Raw genomic sequence first — 15911 nt, 5'->3', positions numbered from 1 at the left:
CCCAGACAGGGGTTCGGCCGGGAATGCTTTCACACCCTCGGCCGGATCTCTGTTTCACGAGCCTTTCACCGTTACCGATTACTCACTCGATCCGCACTGCTAATACTACGCGCGGACCGGCGCGCCGCAATGCCTCGAACGGGCCGATCCAATTTGTGACTGTTTCCTGAACAATGTGACCTGAGTGTTATCGGAGTTCCCGTGTGCTCCTGGCGTCGCCGGCAGGAGCACTCGGGGCAACACGACCGTTCGTTTCAGGGTGGARCCTACGGATTCGCCGAGGGGACGCCGGCACGGATCCGCCGAACCTCGGATCGCGCGAATTCGACGCGGCCGGTGTCGGTTCCGCGAGACCCCGCCAACTCGTCCGCCAGGTCCCCGGCCGCCTCGAGGACGAAACCGGCGCGTTTGCGTTCGTGGTGGGTGTCCGGAGCCTTCCGGAACGCCCTGCGCGCCTTGCGGTCGCCACACATCGCCTCGAGTTCGGCATCGGTGATCACACCGTTCGCCACCTCGGGCGCCATGACGTGCCGCAGGTACTCGCGCTCGCGCGGAACCGTCATCTTGAAGACGCGAACCACGACGTACAGCCCGACCAGGATCATCCCGACGATCATCACCAGCATCAGCGCACCGTTGCCGCGGGTGATCGCCCCGGCGGAATCCCAGACGCCGTGCAGCAGCATCGCGCACGCCATCAGCGCCAGTCCTCTTCCCGCCCGGCGCGGCTCGCCCGGACGCCCCATCAGGTAGACCAGGCCGGCGCAGAAGATCGCGCTGTAGAGGACGTGTGCGGTGACTCCGGTGGCCATGCGCAGCCAGACCGTCGACATGGCGGCCTCCACCTGGTTGGCCCCGAACTGCGACCCGGCGGAGTTCAACGCGTAGACGATGTCCTCGATGATCTGGAATCCGAGGCCCAGGAATGCGCCGAGGATGAAGCCGTCGAAGGCGGTTCGCACCAGTCGCGGCGCCAACGAGACGAGCAGCAGCAGGCCGATCCCCTTGGCGACCTCCTCGGTGAAGGGGGCAGCGAGACCGGCTCCCCAGTCGAGCGACCACGCCTGCCCGAACACCTTCGCATACAGGGCCAGCAGGGCATCGTTGGCGGTAGCCGCCATCACCCATGTAGCGGCGAATCCACCCCACAGGAACGCGACGACGATCAGCTTCACCGGCTGGCGGGCGTACCGGTCGATGTGCCGGGTGAACCACCAGAACACCGCCCCGTACACGGTGAAGGAGACGGCTGCGACGGCAATCGCCCGACCGTACGCGCCCGACGAAGTGGCAAGCATCGAGAAGAAGGTCAGGATTCCGCTGGCGACCAACAGCAGGTACACCCAGAAGGCCGCGTTGCGTGGCTGGTAGAACATGAACGGCCGACCCCAACCGGAATTGTCGATCGCCGCGACGCGAGACTGCTGCAGCTCGTCGATCGTCTCGGTGGTGGTCATGCACCCCCTCCCGTTCGGTGGCTGATGCTCGAGATCATGCGTCCGATATCCGAGGACTGATCGTGGTCGATCTCTGTGGAGCCGACGGCCACGACCTCGACACCGATCCCGTCGAACACGAACGCCGCGATGACGCCGTCGGACGTCGTGCCCAAGTACCGCGCCAGCACACCGCGGCCGCCGTCCGCGGTCGTGATGTCGGCCGGGTCGCCGGCGACCTGGAATCCGTTGGCACCATTGAGCGCCTCGGTCGTCTGCCTGATCTGGTCGAGGAGCCCGGCCGCATCCCCGGTGAACGGAGCGCTGCGAACCGCGAAGGAGACGTCGCCGTCCACAACCTTTGCCGAGGGCGGGTACGACCCGGAAGTCGGCTTGTCGCCGACCCGCACGCCCGAGGTGATTCCCCAGTCCGCGGCCGGAACGAACGTCACGCCGCCCTCGACCTCCATGACGTCGCCCGCGGCCACCCGGTCGTCGTACGGGGTCGCGTCGTCGATCGCGGGCAGGATCGTGGCCATGATGAGGACGAACGCCAGGACGACCAGCGTCGGAGCGATGGTCCTGCGGTCGAGGCCCAACCATCGTCGATCGACGGGAACCCATCGATCGTCGGGCTCGAAGTAGTCGATGGCGGCACCATCGGTCTTCACCGGTTGCTGCGACTCGGTCAAACCTTCATCCTCTGTTCCGGTCTGGGGCGCTGGGCACCCTGCGCCCTCTATCAAACCGGACGAATGCCCGCGCACAGCGCGCAACACCGGAACGTGCCGACGTCGGCACGGCCTGCACCTACACGAGTCGCCTGCCGCGCCGGATCCGACGTTGCAGGTCGCGCATCAGCACCCGACTCGGCAGATGCCGGACGAATCGGGGAACGAAGCGGTTGACGAACGCGACGAAGATGAACAGGTGCTCGAACCGGCGGCGATCGTCCTCGCTCCACTCCAGCCCGAGCTGTTCCCGGAACAGCGGCGCCAGGAATCCGGCGGTGAGGAACTGCAGCAGGTCACCGAACACCAGTCGCAGCGGCCACGACACCATCCGCAGTCCGATCAGATCGGTGAGGTATCCGCGGACGGTGTCGTCGATCGCGACCCGCTCGCAGGCGATGTTCCAGTACCGGTCGAAGTCGGCGCGCGTGGCCGGCCACATGTCCTCGGTGACCTGCAGCGTGGTGCCCAGGGTCGACGACGAGCGGTAGAACTCCTCGGCCTGCGCGGGCGTCATCTTCCCGTGCAGCAGCTGGTGAGTGTCCTCGAACCCGATGAAAAGGCATGCCGCAACCCACAACTGCAGTTCCCGGTGGAAGGCGTTGTAGGTCACCGGACTGTTCTCGTCCGACCGCACGTACCGGTGGGCGCCGTTCACCGCCTCCCGGTAGGCACGGCACTCGTCGTCGGTGCCGAGGATCGCCACCGACAGGTACGTGAACGTGGTGCGGGCACGCTTCCACGGATGCTTGACCAGACTGCCGGACTCGACCTTGCTCTCCGCGACCCCGTGTCCCACCTCCGGCCACGACAGCTGCATCACGACGTTCGCCGCGCCGCCGGCGAACGACCAGAAGTCGAGGGCATCGGAGATCCGGGCCGGGCCGCGTGCCCGGCGCGGCGCGGTCGCGATGCGAATCCGGGTGCGCTCGTTGGTCAGTCGCGGCTCGGCGCCCGCGAGGTCCAGATAGTTGGTCGGCATGAGACCCCTCCGCTGCCCGTGGCTACTTGGTCTCGACGTTGTCGACGACCCAGCGATCGCCGTCCCGTTCGAGCATCACGACCATCCGGTACTTCTGCGACTTGCCTTCGGGGGCAATCACGTTCTTCGCCTCCTGGTCGACGAAGGCCAGCATCACCGCACTCGAATCGTCGAGGCTCTGGACACCGATGTTCGTGACGGTGGCCGTCGCCTGCCCCTGACCGTCGGTGACGAGTGCCCGCAACGCGTCGACCATCTCGTTGTACTTGCCGGTGAACTCGGGCGTGGACATCCCCGCGATCTTGTCGCGGTTCGCGTCCAGGTTCTGGTAGTCGAACGACGCCATCGTCTGCGCGTAGTCACCGGTGGTGTCGATCGCCGCGTCGCGCAGTGAATCGAGCTGCCGCTGCTCCCACCACTGCCAGCCCGCCACCGCTCCGAGGACGACGGCCAGAACCGCCAGGATCGCGACGGGGACGATCCCGAACCGGCGCCGGTCGGTCGAAGACGGCTCGCTCGTGTCCGCGGCCGCGTCCACCACCGGTTGCGCCGCCGTGGCAACCGCACCGGTGGTCGCGGTGTCGTCGCCGTTGTCCGGCTTATCGTTCGCCATCTCCGAGCTCCTCCAGCAGTTGGTTCCATTGGTCGAGCGCCTCGACCCCGGTGGGGACGAGGATCGGGTCCTGCACCATCGGCGGGCCGATGACCGTTCCCGGCGTCGTCGCGTTCTGCAGCCCGAGATCGTCGGGGCGTGGGGCCGTTCGCGATCCGCGCTGCGCGATGTCGGTTCCGGGCGGGCAGTACAGCGTGAGGTTCGGCTCGGTGGGCGTCAGGGCGCCCACGGCGCGACGGGTCGTGTCGAAGTTGCACACGGGCCCCTGCGTACCGACGAGCGCGAACTCCGCCCGGTCCCCCTTGACGATCGATTCGAGCTTGCCGAGCCCTTCGGGGATCTCGTCGAGTCCCGCGGCCAGTGCGTCATGTCTGTCGGAGATGACCGGGGTGACCGTCGCGAGATTCGCCAGCAGCGCACCGAAGGTGTCGTGGTACCGGTCGAACAGTTCCCTGGTGCGGGTGAGCGCCTCGGGCGAACGGTCGACCAGATACACCAGGACCGGCCGGTTGTCGTCGAGTTGGCCGGTGAAGGTGCGCGCCGCACCCATCCCGCGGACGAACGAATCGGAGGCCTCTGCCATCGTCCCCACCAGGCTCGCGGTGCGCGTGAGCAGTGAGCGCAGTTCGGGTGCCTGCCGTTCGAGCAGAGCGGTGAGCCGGTCGCCGTCGTCGATCAGTCCGGTCAGGCTGGGCCCGAGCCCCTCGAAGGATGCGCCCAACTCGGTGCCGAGGGTGCTGACGGCGTCGGGGTCGATACTGCCGAGCAGCCTCGCGGCGTCCCCCATCAGTTGGTCCATCTGGACGGGCTGCTGATCCTGTGGCGCGGCCAGGGTGTCGCCGTCCTCGAGATACGGCCCGGCGGCGGTGTTCGGGAAGATGTCGACGTTCTGGATGCCGGCAACGGTCCCCATCCCGACCTTTGCGATGCTGTCCTGCGGGATCCGGGTCCCCGGATCGAGGTCGAACTCGACACGCGCACCGCCGTGTTCGGCGTCGAGCGCCACCGACGCGACCTTCCCGACCTGCACGCCGCGGTAGGTGACGGTCGTTCCCGCGGTGAGCCCGAGTGCGTCGGACATGTTCGTATGCAGTCGGATCGGGTCTCCGAAGGCGCGTGGACCGGCCACGTACGCGATACCGAACGGCACGACCACTGCGGCCGTCAGCGCGAACAGGATCAGCTGGACCAGCACGACGCGCCTCATCCGATACCTCCCGACAACAGCGAGCGCATCGACCCTGCCTCGGGCGGCAGTGCGGCCGTCCCGCCGGTGATCAGGTTCTCGATGCCGGCGGGGATGTCGAGGGTGCCGTCGAACATCAGATAGTCACCCTTGGCCGCACGATCGAAGTTCCCGAGGAAGCTGTTCATGTTCGCGAGGGTCTCGCCGATGCGAGAGTTGTACGAGCGCAGCGATGCCAGCACTGTCGCAGTGTCACCGAGCACCGCACCCAGGCCGGTCGACGACTGCGACGTCACGAAGTCCACGTGCTCGGCCAGCCGTGCGCTCGAATCGAGCAGGGAAGCAATGCGATCCCGCTGTCCCGCCAGGATGGTCACCGTCTCGGGCGCGGTGTCGAGGAACCCGTCGATGACGTCCAGCTGCGCCACCAGTTGGCGCGAGATGTCCGCAGCGAGATCGGTCGCGGCATCGAAGTCCTGCTGGTGCTGCGTCGCCGTCCCGGTCAGGGCGGTGACCGTGTCGAGCAGGTTCCGGACCTGCTGGGGTCGTCCGTCGAAGGCGGCGTTCAGTTCGCCGATCACGGTCTGCAACTGGTCGAAGCCGCTACCGGTCAGGACCGCGCCCAGGGTGGCGAGCGCGCTCTCGATCTGCGGCCCGATCTCGGTGCGGGACAGAGCGATCACGTCGCCGTCGGACAGCGCGGTTCCGGACGGCTGCTCGGGCTCCCGGAGCCGGATGAACGGACTGCCCAGCGCGGACGGCAGCTCCACCGCGGCCTCGACGTTGTCGGGCAGCTCGACCGACGACGTCAGGTTCAGGTCCACGACCGCTCCGACGGTGTCGGTGGACAGGTGCGCGACCCGACCGATCACGCGCTGTCCGTGGCGGACGTCGGCACCGAGGAGCAGTCCGTCGGCGTGCGCGAGTTGGACGCTCACGGTGTAGTTGTCGCCGGGCACGGACCGCCCCAGCGGCAGGTCCTGGATGCCGGTGCCGCACCCGGTGGCGGCCAGGGCTCCGGCCAGAGCAACCGTCACGATTCCTCGGCGCCGCATCAGTTCCCCCCGATCGGCGCGGAACCTCCCGAGAGCAGCGTGGCCAGACCCAACGGGTCGGATGCGCTGATCGGGAAGGAGATCGGATTGGTGAAGCCGGCGCCCGTGCACAGCGGCATCGGGTACTGCTCGCACAGGGGCTGCGCAACCGCGAACTGGGTGAGCGCGGTGGAGATGTCGAGCCGGATCCGGCCGCGGTCGTCGGGTCCGACGGTCTTCGACAGGTTCTGCATCAGCAGCGGCACCAGGTCCATGAACTCGGCCAGGCCCGGCCGATTCGCGGCGAGCGCGTCACCGAGGGTCGCCATGTTCTGCGAGATCACCCCCACGTCGTCGCCGTGTTCAGCGGTGAAGCGGTCGATCTGGTCGAAGACGGTCGCCAGATCCTGCAGCGGCTGGGAGATGTCGAGGTCCTGGGCCGCCCATTCGTCGCCGAGCGCAGCCAGGTCGGACACCAGCGCGTCGAGGCTCACCTGCCGCTCGTCGAGCTGGACCATGAGCGTGTTCAGGTTCTCGACCACGGCTCCGATGTCCTCACTGCGCGCGCCCACGACACCCGTTGCGGCGCCGAGGTTCCGGACCGCACGGTTGAAATCGGCGCCGCGACCGCTCATCCCGGTCGCGGCCCGCGACAGCAGCTCGCCCGCGTCGCCGCCGTCCGGTCCCAGCGCCTGGGTGAGCGTGCTGAGGCTGCCCATCAGGCCGTCGAAGTCGATCGGTGCATGGCTGCGCTCGAGCGGTATCTCCGCACCGTCCTCGAGTTTCGGGCCGCCGCGGTAGGCCGGGCCGAACTCGAGGTGCCGATCGCTGATCACCGAGGGGTTGAGCACGTACGCGTGCGCGTCCGCCGGCAGGTCGACGGTGTCGGGCACCGACGCCGTCACCCGGACGTGGGTACCCAGCGGTTCCACTGTGGTGACCGTGCCGACAGGTACCCCGAGCACCGTCACGTCGCTGCCCGGGTAGAGACCGTTGACGTACGCGAAGTCGACGTGCACGGTCTTCGTGCGGTCGGTCCCCGCGAACACGAACCAGGCGCCGGCCGCCACCGTGATCACCACGACCAGCGCGAGCACGATCCGGCCGGAGATCCGTCGGTGGGGGGCACTCATCGGCAGCCCTGCATCACGCCGAGCATGCACAGCATGTTGTCGGGGACCACGGCGGCGGGGGCGGTGACGTCGGTCCACGATCCGTTGCCCGTCGCGTCGGTGGCCGCGCGCAGTGCCCGCGGCAGCCGGGTCAGGATCTGGTCGATGTGATCGGCGTTGCGTTGCAACGTGTCCGTCACCTCGACCAGGTTGGTGGTCATCTGCCCGAACTCCTCCTCGTGTTCGGTGTAGGTGGTCGCGAGGGTGGACAGCACGGACCGGAGATTCTGGACCAACCGGGTGAGCACCTCCTTGCGCACCGCCAGGGTGCGGACGATGGTCTGTGCGTTCGCCACCGTCGCAGTCAGCGAGTCGCTCTGTCGGACGGCCAGATCCGACAGCGAGCGCGACATGGTCAGCAACTGGTCGATCTGCTCGGCGTTCTGCGCGACGACCGCGGACGCTCCGCTGATACCCGCGAGAGCCTTGCCGAGCTGCTCGGGGTCGTCCGGCATCACTTCGGACAGCGTCGTCATCATCGCCTCCAACGACTTCGCGTCGATCCGAGTCGACGCATCGGTGGCGTCCCGGCTGACGTCGTCGAGGCTGTACGGCACGGTGGTCCGGGCGAGCGGGATGAGGTTCGCCGCCGCCCCGTCGGACGCAGCCTCGTCGACAATCCCGGCAGGGACCACCTCGAGGTACCGCTTGCCGAGCACCGTCTTCAGCCGCACGGTGGCGGTGGTCCGGTTCCCGAGCGGTTGTCCGTTGTCGAGCCGGAAGTCCACGCGCACATGATCACCCGCGAGGTCGATGCCCTCGACGCGTCCGGCGGGCACGCCCGCGACGTAGACGGGGTCGCCGCCGGACAGGCCGCTGGCATTGGCCAGTTCGGCCGTGTACGGGCTGGTCCGGGCCAGGTACCACACCTTGGGTATGCCGATCGCCGCCGCGAGACCGGCCACCAACAGCACGATGCCGACGGTGCCCAGCGCCAGCGGAGTGCCCGCACCGGGGCGGCGCTCACCACGGAAGACGAACAGCCACACCCCGACGACGACGTCGATGATCCGGACGGGGAACATCATCGGCACACCTCCGAATGGGTGGTACCGAAGATGTTCGCCTCCACGTCGCCGACCTTCAGGACGAAGTTGCACAGGTAGAGGCTGACGAACCCGCCGTAGCTGCTGATCCGGTTCACCCCATCCGCGAACTGGGGCATCTGTGCGACGAAGCGTTCGAACGCATCGGTGTCCGCGATCCAGGCATCGGTGACCGATGTGAGGTCGGTGATCGAACTGCCGAACGCGCCCTGCGAGTGCGTGAGGGCGTCCGCGAGCGACGCCACCGCGCGATTCCCGTTGTCCAACAAGGCCGCCAGTTGATCGTTGCTGCCGGCCACCGAGGTGCTCAGATCACGCAGACCGGTGACGAGTTCCTCGAGTTGCGGTTGGCGCGAGTTCACCGATCCCATCAGGGTGCTCATGTTCGACAGCAGTTCCTCGAACACACCCCGGCGGTTCGCGAGATCGGTGGTGAGGGTCCCGATCCGGTCGAGCAGCGTCGCTACCGTCGCCCCACCGCCGTCGAAGGTCTCCACGAAGCCGCGGGTCAGCGTGTTGACCTCGGCGGGGTCGAGTGCGTCGAACAGCGGCGCGAATCCGTTCATCAGGGCGGTGAGGTCGACCGGCGGTGTGGTCCGCTCGAGGGGGACGACGCCACCCGGCGCCAGTGCCTCCGACGACGCACCGGCCGCGACCGCCTCGACGGCGCCGCCCGGCGGTGGGGTGAGCGCGAGGTACCGGGCACCGAGCATGTCGCCGTACCGCACGGCCGCGGTGACGTTCCGGTCGAGCGGATAGTCCGACGACACCTCGATCCCGACGACGGCCTTGCTGGTGCCACCGCCCGCGTCGGCGAACTCGATGGAGTCGACCCGGCCGACCCGGACCCCGAACATCGTCACCGGATTGCCCTGGTTGAGACCCTCGACATCGGTGAACTCGACGGCGTATCGCTCGGTGGCACCGTGCACCGGGACCGACAGCGTGTTCGCAACCAACGAGGCGCACACGACACCCACCGCGCAGAAACCGATCACCTTCGCGAGCGGAACCCAGGCCACCTTCATCGGATCTGCACCTCGGTTCCGCGCACCAGGGGGCCCAGCATGAGCGTGGACACCGGACTCTGTGCAGGCTCCGAATCCGCTGTCGCGCCGAGCAACCGATCCTGCAGCACCTGCAGCGCCTGCTGCTCGTCGGCGCCGCCGTCGACGCCGACGGGCCCACACGCCCCGGCCAGCGCGCCGTAGGAAGGACAGTCGGCAGCCGTGTAGGGCATGGGATCCGCGAACGTCGGCACGGCGGTGATGTCGAAGTGGCCGGTGGAGAACACCCGCGCGCCGGCCGCGCCGAAGGTTCGCGCCCCCTCGAGCGTGTCGACGAGCCCGGTCGGGTCCGCCGCGGTGGTCGCGAGAATCACGCCGGTCGAATCGACGACGGTGACGATCCGGTCCCGCTGCTCACCGAGGAATCCGGCCAGGACGGGCGCGAAACTCGCGGCTGCCGAGAGACTTTCGGACAGGGAATCCGGGTTGTCGACCAGACTCCTGGACACCGACGCCGCCGACGACAGCGTCGCGACGACGTCCGGGGTCGCGGTGTCCAACGCCTGCAGCACCGCCCGGAACTCGGGGGTCGCGTCGAGGAACGTCTCCGCGGCCGGGGCGAGCGTCCGCGACGCGGCGTCGAGCCGGCCGACGATCCGGCCCACCGTCTCGCCGCGTCCGTCCAGGGCCTGCGACAGCGCCGACAGGGCCACCTGCATCTTCTGCGGTTGCATCCGGTCCAGGACGTCGACGAGCCTGGTGTAGACGCCGTACAGCGCCACCGCGTCCGGCCCGGTGTCGACGCGCACCTCGTCGCCGTCGGACAGGCTCGTCTCCGACAGCGCCGCGGGCCCCGGATCGTCGACGAGCTGTATGTAGATGTCCCCGAAAAACGTGCGGGGTACCACCCGGGCCGTGACGGTCGCCGGGATCAGTCCGATGGCGTCGGCGTCGAGCTGCAGCCGGACGACCGACGACTCGGTGCCCGGCTCGATCCCCGAGATGCGGCCGACGTTGACCCCGCTGTAGCGGACGGGCGCCTCCCCGCTGATGAGTCCCGCCGACGCCGGGATCGCGACGACCACCTCCGGGTCGCGGTGCAACTGACCGGTTCCCCGCAACACCATGGCGGTGCCGGCCACCACTGCGACCAGGACAGCGATCGCGCCGCGCACGAGGAAGGCTGTTCGGCGACGGCTGTACACGTCCACGTCAGACCCCCATTCCGGGGATCGTGGGCACCAGGCCCCAGAGCGCGAACGTCATGAGCACATCGAGGATGCCGATCGCGAGGATCGCGGTCCGGAGCGCGCGTCCGGCGGCCTGCCCCACCCCGGCGGGGCCGCCCGACGCGAAGTAGCCGTACGAGCAGTGCACGAGGGCGACGACGCCCGCGAACACGATGGCCTTGAGCGCCGAGTACACGAGATCGGTCGGCGACAACGCCAGGTGGAAGAAGTAGTCGTACGTGCCCGCCGAGGCCCCGCCCCAGAACACGATCACCAGTCGCGTCGACAGGTAGCTGGCGAGCAGACCGATCATGAAGATCGGCAGGACGCACACCATCGCGGCCAGCACCCGGGTGCCGGCGAGGAACGGGATCGACCGCACCGCCATCGAGTCGAGGGCGTCGATCTCGTCGGAGATCCGCATCGCGCCCAGCTGCGCGGTGAATCYGGTCCCCACCTTGGCGGCCAGCGCGATCGCGACCACCACCGGCGCGAGTTCGCGGGTGTTCGCTATAGCCGAAAGCATCCCCGAAAGTGTTGTCATGCCGATGAGTTCGAGGCCACGGTGGGTCTCGACACCGAGCATCATCGCGGCGGCGAGGGACATCGCGAACACGATCCCGATCGTCCCGCCGCCCGCCAGCACCGAGTTGGTGCCGAAGCTGACCTCGCTGATCTGCGTGAGGACGTGCTTGCGATACCGCGTCGCCGCGTACGGCAGCGAGACGAGGGTGCGGTAGAAGAACGTGACGTGTCGGCCCACATCGGCGAGACCGTCGAGCACGGCGGATACCGGCCGGACGGCCCGGCGTAATCGCACCCTGGTGTCGAAGCCGACCATCAGTACGCTCCCACTGCCGGGACGATCACCGTGTACAGCGCCGACAGCGCGGTGTTCACGATGAACACGAGCGCGAACGCGATCACCACGGCCTCGTTGACCGCGTCCGCGACCCCACGGGGTCCGCCCTTGGCGTGCAAACCCTTGAAGGTCGCGACGAGCGTCGAGGCGAGCGCGAAGATCGCGGCCTTCACGAGCGCCATCACGAAGTCCGACATGCGGCCGTACTGACTGAAGGTCGCCATGAACGTTCCGGCCGGCAGGTGCTGGACGTAGATGTGGTAGAGGTAGCAGGCCATCACGCCGCCGAAGGTGACCATCGCGCACAGCGCGAGCGACACCACGACAGCCGCGACCAGACGGGGCGCGACGAGCCGCTCGAGCACGTCGATCCCCATGACCTCCATCGCGTCGATCTCTTCGCGAATCTTCCTCGAGCCCAAGTCCGTACAGATAGCCGATCCGGCCACCCCGGCCATCATCAGTGCACACACCAGTGCCGACGCCTGTCCCACGATGATGAACGCCACCACCGCGCCGGAGTACCCGCCGGCGCCGATCCTCCCCGCCAACTCACCGACCGACACCGCGACGAACACCCCGATCGGAATCATCAGCAGCAGAGAGGGACCGGTACTCACGCGGCCGATGAACAGCGTCTGAGTCACCGTTTCTCCGAGCGAGAGTCGCCCGCGCAGCAGCGCCCGCACGAGCGCGACGAGAGCCTGCACGGAGAAACCGATGAGGTACCCGCTCTGGAGGGCGACGTCCTGCATCGGCCCCTTGGCGGTGGGTAACTCGTACGTCATTCGCCGGCCCTCCCCAGTTCCGTGTCGAACCCGAGACCGCTGCGGCCCCCCGCGCGGTCGGCTGCGCCGTCAGCCCTGCACGACGGCGGCCGCCCCGCCCCGCAGGTCGCCCTTGACGACCTTGCCACTCGCGTTGCGCGGCAACGCCTCCACGCACACGACCGCCTTCGGGTGCTTGTAGCGGGCCAGCTGCTCGTCGAGGAACGGCTGCAGTTCGGCGAGCGTGAGGCTTCCGCCGGCGTCCGGCCGCAAGGCGATCACCGCCACCGGAATCTCGCCCCACTTGGGGTCCGGGCGGCCGATCACGGCCGCCTCCTGGATCTTCGGATGCGCGAACAGCGCGTTCTCCACCTCGGCGCAGTAGATGTTCTCTCCGCCGGAGATGATCATGTCCTTCTTGCGGTCGACCACGTAGACGAAACCCTCGTCGTCCATGCGCACGAGGTCTCCCGAGTGGAACCACCCGCCGTGGAACGCATCCGCGGTGGCGGCCGGGTTCTGCCAGTACTCGAGCATCATCGTCGGCCCACGGTAGACGATCTCCCCGACCTCGCCGGGCGCGACGTCGTTCATGTCGTCGTCGACGACCCGGGCCTGGACGGTCGGGATCACCCGGCCCACCGAGCCCAGCTTGCGGAGTGCGTCCTCACCGTCGAGCACGCAGGTGATCGGCGACATCTCGGTCTGCCCGAACACCGCAACGTTCGACGCGTCCGGGAAGGTCTCGGCCATGGACCGCAGTACGGTGTCCGATGCGGGGGCCGCGCCCCAGGAAATACCGCGCAGCTTCAGCTTTCGCGGCTGTGCCTGCTGAATCGCACAGACGGCCTGCCACTGGACGGGCACCAGGAACAGCGTGGTGACCTGCTCCTCCTCGAGGACGTCGAGCAGCGCGTTCGGATCGAACGCACCGACCGGGTAGATCACGGTGCTCAGGCCCAGCATCAGACTCGGCGCCATCGACCCCAGTGCGGCGATGTGGAACATCGGCGAGGCACAGAAGCCGATGTCGTCAGGCCGGTTCAACTGGAACGCGCGGATGCACGTCAAGGCCTGCGCTTCCATGTTGCTGTGCGTGAGCACGGCGCCCTTCGGACGGCCGGTGGTGCCGGAGGTGTACATGATGAGTGCAGGCGTGTCGTCGGGGATGTCGAGTTCCGGACGCGGCGCACCCTCCTCCGCGATCAGATCCTCGTATCCGAGTACGCCCCGCTCGGTGTCGCCGCCGACCGTGACGGACAGTTCCAGTCCCTCGACCTCGGCCCGCACGGCCGCGGCGAGCGGCGCCAGGGTCGTGTCCGCCACCACCACGCGAGCACCACTGTCGCGCACCAGGAATGCAACCTCGGGCACGGTCATCCGGAAATTCACCGGAACCGCGATGGCGCCCACCGCGTTGGTTGCGAGCACCACCTCGAGGTACTCGGGACGGTTGAGCATCAGGATCAGCACCCGATCGCCGGCGCCGACACCGCGTCGGGACAGCGCATCCGCGACCCGCTCGACCCGCTCGTGCAGGGTCGACCACGTGACGGTCGCACCCTGAAATCGGAGCGCGGTCCGGTCCGGAATCATCTCCGCGTGCCGCGCGACCTGATTGTTCCAATTGTTGCGACGAAACCGGCGCGCCTGCAGGGCGGCGGCGGGAACAGCAGCGGAAGTGACCATCAAGGTTCCTCTCGTGCGTGGCGGGTCCTCCCGACCTGACCGGACCCGTGGTTCGATGTGAGGCAGATTACATGTTATGGGCAGTTTCAGTGAGCACTTTGTTAATTGGGATTCTCGAGAGGTACCGACCCGGGCGGCCCCCGGCGACGACAGCCCCGCGGGCGCCGACAATGCCTTGCAACCTGCACTTATCGGACGATCGTCCGACAACCTCCGGTCGGATACCGCGCCCGGAACGCCTCGAAAAGTAGACACAGATTCCACTTCCTACGGAAAGTGCGGACGCCTCTTCTGCAGCATCGCCGCCGCCCCCTCCGCGAAGTCCGCGGAGACGAGCAGTTCGGACTGACCCCGCTTCTCCGTCTCGAGCGCCTCGTCGAGCGCGGCCAGCGTGCCCGCGTTGAGCGCCCGCTTCGTGAGCTCGAGCGCCCGACGCGGCCCCGCCGCGAGTGTCGACGCGACCCCGCGCGCGTGCGCCATCAGGTCGTCGTCCGGCAGCGTGCGCGACACCAGACCCAACCGGTCGGCGTCGCCCGCGGACACCCGCTCGCCCAACAACGCCATCTCTGCGGCCTTCGCCCGACCGATCGCGGCCGGAACCAGCACGCTCGATCCCCCGTCCGGCATCAGACCGATGCCGACGAACGCGAGCAGGAAGTACGCACTGTCCGCCGCATAGGTGAGGTCGGCGGCGAGCGCGATCGACACGCCGACCCCCGCAGCCGGCCCGTTCACCGCAGCGACGACGGGAACCGGAACCTCCACGATCGCTCGGATCACCTCGTTCGCCACGTCCATGACGACCGATGGATCGGCCGGATTTTCCGCGGCTGCAGCCAGATCGGCGCCCGTGCAGAAGGCCCTACGGGCCCCCGTGACGAGAATCGACCGCACACTCGGATCGCTTCCGGCCGCGCGGACGGCCGCACCGAGATCGCGCATCGTGGCCATGTCGACGGCATTCATCCTTTCGGGCCGCGCGATCGTCAGTTCCAGAACCGAATCGCGCAGGTCCTGCTGCAGGCCGCTGCCTGTCGTCGTGGTCATACCCGAGCCCCTTCCTCGATCGAGTCCGTGAGCCGTCCCCGGATGATCTCCTCGGCCTCCTCGATCATCCGCCGGACCAGCACGTCGCAGGTGGGAATGTCGTCGATCAGCCCCTGACTCTGTCCGGCGGTCCAGATACCTGCGTCGAGATACCCCTCCTCGAACACACGCCTGCCGCGGGCGCCGGCAACGAGGTGCTGGATGTCCGCGAACTCGCATCCCCGCGATTCGATGTCGACCACCTCGTCACTGACCGCGTTGGCGGCGACCCGGGCGGTGTTCCGCAACGTCCTGAAGATCAGCCGGGTGTCTCGCTCGCTGTTGGCGACGATCTGTTCCTTCACCCGGTGCGCCACCGGTGATTCCACCGTGCACATGAAGCGGGTGCCCATGTTGACGCCGTCGGCACCCAGCGCGAGCGCAGCCACCAACCCCCGGCCGTCGGCAATCCCGCCCGACGCGATGACGGGGATGCGCAGTGTGCGGGCGGCCGCCGGGATCAGGATCAGCCCCGGAACGTGCCGCACGCTGGTGCACTTGTGGACGACCTTGATGCCCGCATCCTTGAAGTGCGGCAGATGCTCGACCGGATTGGCGCCGGCGGTCTCGACGATGCCAACTCCGGCATCGATGATCACCTGCCGGTACTCCGCGTACGGCGGTGGTGAAATTGACGGCAGGATAGTGAGGTTGACGCCGAAGGGCTTGTCGGTCAGACGCCGCGTGCGCTCGATCTCCTTCGCCAGATCGCCGGGTGTGGGCTGAGTGAGCGCGGTGAGGAACCCGAGTCCGCCGGCCTCCGCGACGGCCGCGACCAGCTCGGCACGCCCCACCCACATCATTCCGCCCTGGACGATCGGATAGCGGACTCCGAACATCTCCGTGAAGCGGGTTCTCACATGGGCCTCCTCGGATCCGGGTGACTCGGATGAACTCGGATGAACGAACAGGAACGAAAGAATCGGACGCGAACGAAAGGGCGGTGCGACACGAGCGGCGAAGCATCCGGCCGTCTGACTCAGACCGGACCGTGCAAGAATTGGCGTTAACTTTCGCGACGCACCGCCGGTTTGTCAACCCCTCGTGTCCAGGCGAATGTCACTGACGGAC

Annotated in this window: 15 protein-coding genes; all 15 read right to left on the bottom strand. The window is 68.1% G+C overall.

The window, feature by feature from the left end:
* Positions 1 to 266 precede the first annotated feature (266 nt).
* The 15 genes from AB4Z09_RS17135 to AB4Z09_RS17065 all read right to left on the bottom strand — a co-directional run bounded on the left by AB4Z09_RS17135 (position 267) and on the right by AB4Z09_RS17065 (position 15700).
* Positions 267 to 1457: a PrsW family intramembrane metalloprotease gene (locus AB4Z09_RS17135; protein WP_442240262.1), complete on the bottom strand. Its 1191-nt coding sequence runs from the start codon at positions 1455 to 1457 to the stop codon at positions 267 to 269.
* Complete coding sequence (locus AB4Z09_RS17130; protein WP_442240261.1) at positions 1454 to 2128, bottom strand: hypothetical protein; 675 nt, start codon at positions 2126 to 2128, stop codon at positions 1454 to 1456. Before AB4Z09_RS17130 ends, AB4Z09_RS17135 begins: the two co-directional genes overlap by 4 nt.
* A 118-nt stretch (positions 2129 to 2246) precedes the next feature.
* On the bottom strand, positions 2247 to 3149 hold the full coding sequence (locus AB4Z09_RS17125) for an oxygenase MpaB family protein (protein WP_174907777.1): 903 nt from the start codon (positions 3147 to 3149) through the stop codon (positions 2247 to 2249).
* Positions 3150 to 3171: 22 nt separating this feature from the next.
* On the bottom strand, positions 3172 to 3762 hold the full coding sequence (locus AB4Z09_RS17120) for a mce associated protein mas1a (protein WP_254622759.1): 591 nt from the start codon (positions 3760 to 3762) through the stop codon (positions 3172 to 3174).
* Positions 3749 to 4969 (bottom strand): MlaD family protein, encoded by a 1221-nt coding sequence (locus AB4Z09_RS17115; RefSeq protein WP_174907775.1) that lies wholly within the window; start codon positions 4967 to 4969, stop codon positions 3749 to 3751. The genes AB4Z09_RS17120 and AB4Z09_RS17115 overlap by 14 nt, the downstream gene beginning before the upstream one ends.
* The gene (locus AB4Z09_RS17110; RefSeq protein WP_254622758.1) at positions 4966 to 5985 is read right to left on the bottom strand and encodes an MCE family protein; all 1020 of its coding nucleotides are present in this window, start codon (positions 5983 to 5985) and stop codon (positions 4966 to 4968) included. The genes AB4Z09_RS17115 and AB4Z09_RS17110 overlap by 4 nt, the downstream gene beginning before the upstream one ends.
* Before the next feature lie 17 nt (positions 5986 to 6002).
* The gene (locus AB4Z09_RS17105) at positions 6003 to 7115 is read right to left on the bottom strand and encodes an MCE family protein (protein ID WP_442240260.1); all 1113 of its coding nucleotides are present in this window, start codon (positions 7113 to 7115) and stop codon (positions 6003 to 6005) included.
* Positions 7112 to 8179 carry an MCE family protein gene (locus AB4Z09_RS17100; protein WP_174914368.1) on the bottom strand — a complete coding sequence of 356 codons (1068 nt, stop codon included), beginning with the start codon at positions 8177 to 8179 and terminating at the stop codon, positions 7112 to 7114. Before AB4Z09_RS17100 ends, AB4Z09_RS17105 begins: the two co-directional genes overlap by 4 nt.
* Complete coding sequence (locus AB4Z09_RS17095; protein WP_442240259.1) at positions 8179 to 9228, bottom strand: MCE family protein; 1050 nt, start codon at positions 9226 to 9228, stop codon at positions 8179 to 8181. The genes AB4Z09_RS17100 and AB4Z09_RS17095 overlap by 1 nt, the downstream gene beginning before the upstream one ends.
* Positions 9225 to 10418, bottom strand: coding sequence for an MCE family protein (locus AB4Z09_RS17090; protein WP_442240258.1), 1194 nt, complete (start codon positions 10416 to 10418; stop codon positions 9225 to 9227). The genes AB4Z09_RS17095 and AB4Z09_RS17090 overlap by 4 nt, the downstream gene beginning before the upstream one ends.
* A gap of 1 nt (position 10419) precedes the next feature.
* Positions 10420 to 11277, bottom strand: coding sequence for an MlaE family ABC transporter permease (locus AB4Z09_RS17085; protein WP_442240257.1), 858 nt, complete (start codon positions 11275 to 11277; stop codon positions 10420 to 10422).
* Complete coding sequence (locus tag AB4Z09_RS17080; protein WP_114721226.1) at positions 11277 to 12086, bottom strand: MlaE family ABC transporter permease; 810 nt, start codon at positions 12084 to 12086, stop codon at positions 11277 to 11279. The genes AB4Z09_RS17085 and AB4Z09_RS17080 overlap by 1 nt, the downstream gene beginning before the upstream one ends.
* A 69-nt stretch (positions 12087 to 12155) precedes the next feature.
* The gene (fadD5, locus tag AB4Z09_RS17075) at positions 12156 to 13754 is read right to left on the bottom strand and encodes a fatty-acid--CoA ligase FadD5 (RefSeq protein WP_442240256.1); all 1599 of its coding nucleotides are present in this window, start codon (positions 13752 to 13754) and stop codon (positions 12156 to 12158) included.
* 267 nt (positions 13755 to 14021) lie between these two features.
* Entirely contained in the window at positions 14022 to 14801 is a 780-nt protein-coding gene (locus tag AB4Z09_RS17070) for an enoyl-CoA hydratase (RefSeq protein WP_174907763.1), read from the bottom strand.
* Entirely contained in the window at positions 14798 to 15700 is a 903-nt protein-coding gene (locus tag AB4Z09_RS17065; protein WP_174907761.1) for an NAD(P)H-dependent flavin oxidoreductase, read from the bottom strand. Before AB4Z09_RS17065 ends, AB4Z09_RS17070 begins: the two co-directional genes overlap by 4 nt.
* Positions 15701 to 15911 lie beyond the last annotated feature (211 nt).

Source organism: Rhodococcus sp. TAF43, assembly GCF_052113525.1.
Taxonomy (GTDB): Bacteria; Actinomycetota; Actinomycetes; order Mycobacteriales; family Mycobacteriaceae; genus Prescottella.
Note: the sequence above shows the minus strand (reverse complement) of the source record. Positions and strands in the feature narration are given on the sequence as shown.

What these genes read in the sequence shown, in the direction of transcription:
- AB4Z09_RS17135 (WP_442240262.1), bottom strand. Translation starts at nt 1,457, where the DNA reads ATGACCACCACCGAGACGATCGACGAGCTGCAGCAGTCTCGCGTCGCG.
- AB4Z09_RS17125 (WP_174907777.1), bottom strand. Translation starts at nt 3,149, where the DNA reads ATGCCGACCAACTATCTGGACCTCGCGGGCGCCGAGCCGCGACTGACC.
- AB4Z09_RS17120 (WP_254622759.1), bottom strand. Translation starts at nt 3,762, where the DNA reads ATGGCGAACGATAAGCCGGACAACGGCGACGACACCGCGACCACCGGT.
- AB4Z09_RS17115 (WP_174907775.1), bottom strand. Translation starts at nt 4,969, where the DNA reads ATGAGGCGCGTCGTGCTGGTCCAGCTGATCCTGTTCGCGCTGACGGCC.
- AB4Z09_RS17105 (WP_442240260.1), bottom strand. Translation starts at nt 7,115, where the DNA reads ATGAGTGCCCCCCACCGACGGATCTCCGGCCGGATCGTGCTCGCGCTG.
- AB4Z09_RS17100 (WP_174914368.1), bottom strand. Translation starts at nt 8,179, where the DNA reads ATGTTCCCCGTCCGGATCATCGACGTCGTCGTCGGGGTGTGGCTGTTC.
- AB4Z09_RS17095 (WP_442240259.1), bottom strand. Translation starts at nt 9,228, where the DNA reads ATGAAGGTGGCCTGGGTTCCGCTCGCGAAGGTGATCGGTTTCTGCGCG.
- AB4Z09_RS17080 (WP_114721226.1), bottom strand. Translation starts at nt 12,086, where the DNA reads ATGACGTACGAGTTACCCACCGCCAAGGGGCCGATGCAGGACGTCGCC.
- fadD5 (WP_442240256.1), bottom strand. Translation starts at nt 13,754, where the DNA reads ATGGTCACTTCCGCTGCTGTTCCCGCCGCCGCCCTGCAGGCGCGCCGG.
- AB4Z09_RS17070 (WP_174907763.1), bottom strand. Translation starts at nt 14,801, where the DNA reads ATGACCACGACGACAGGCAGCGGCCTGCAGCAGGACCTGCGCGATTCG.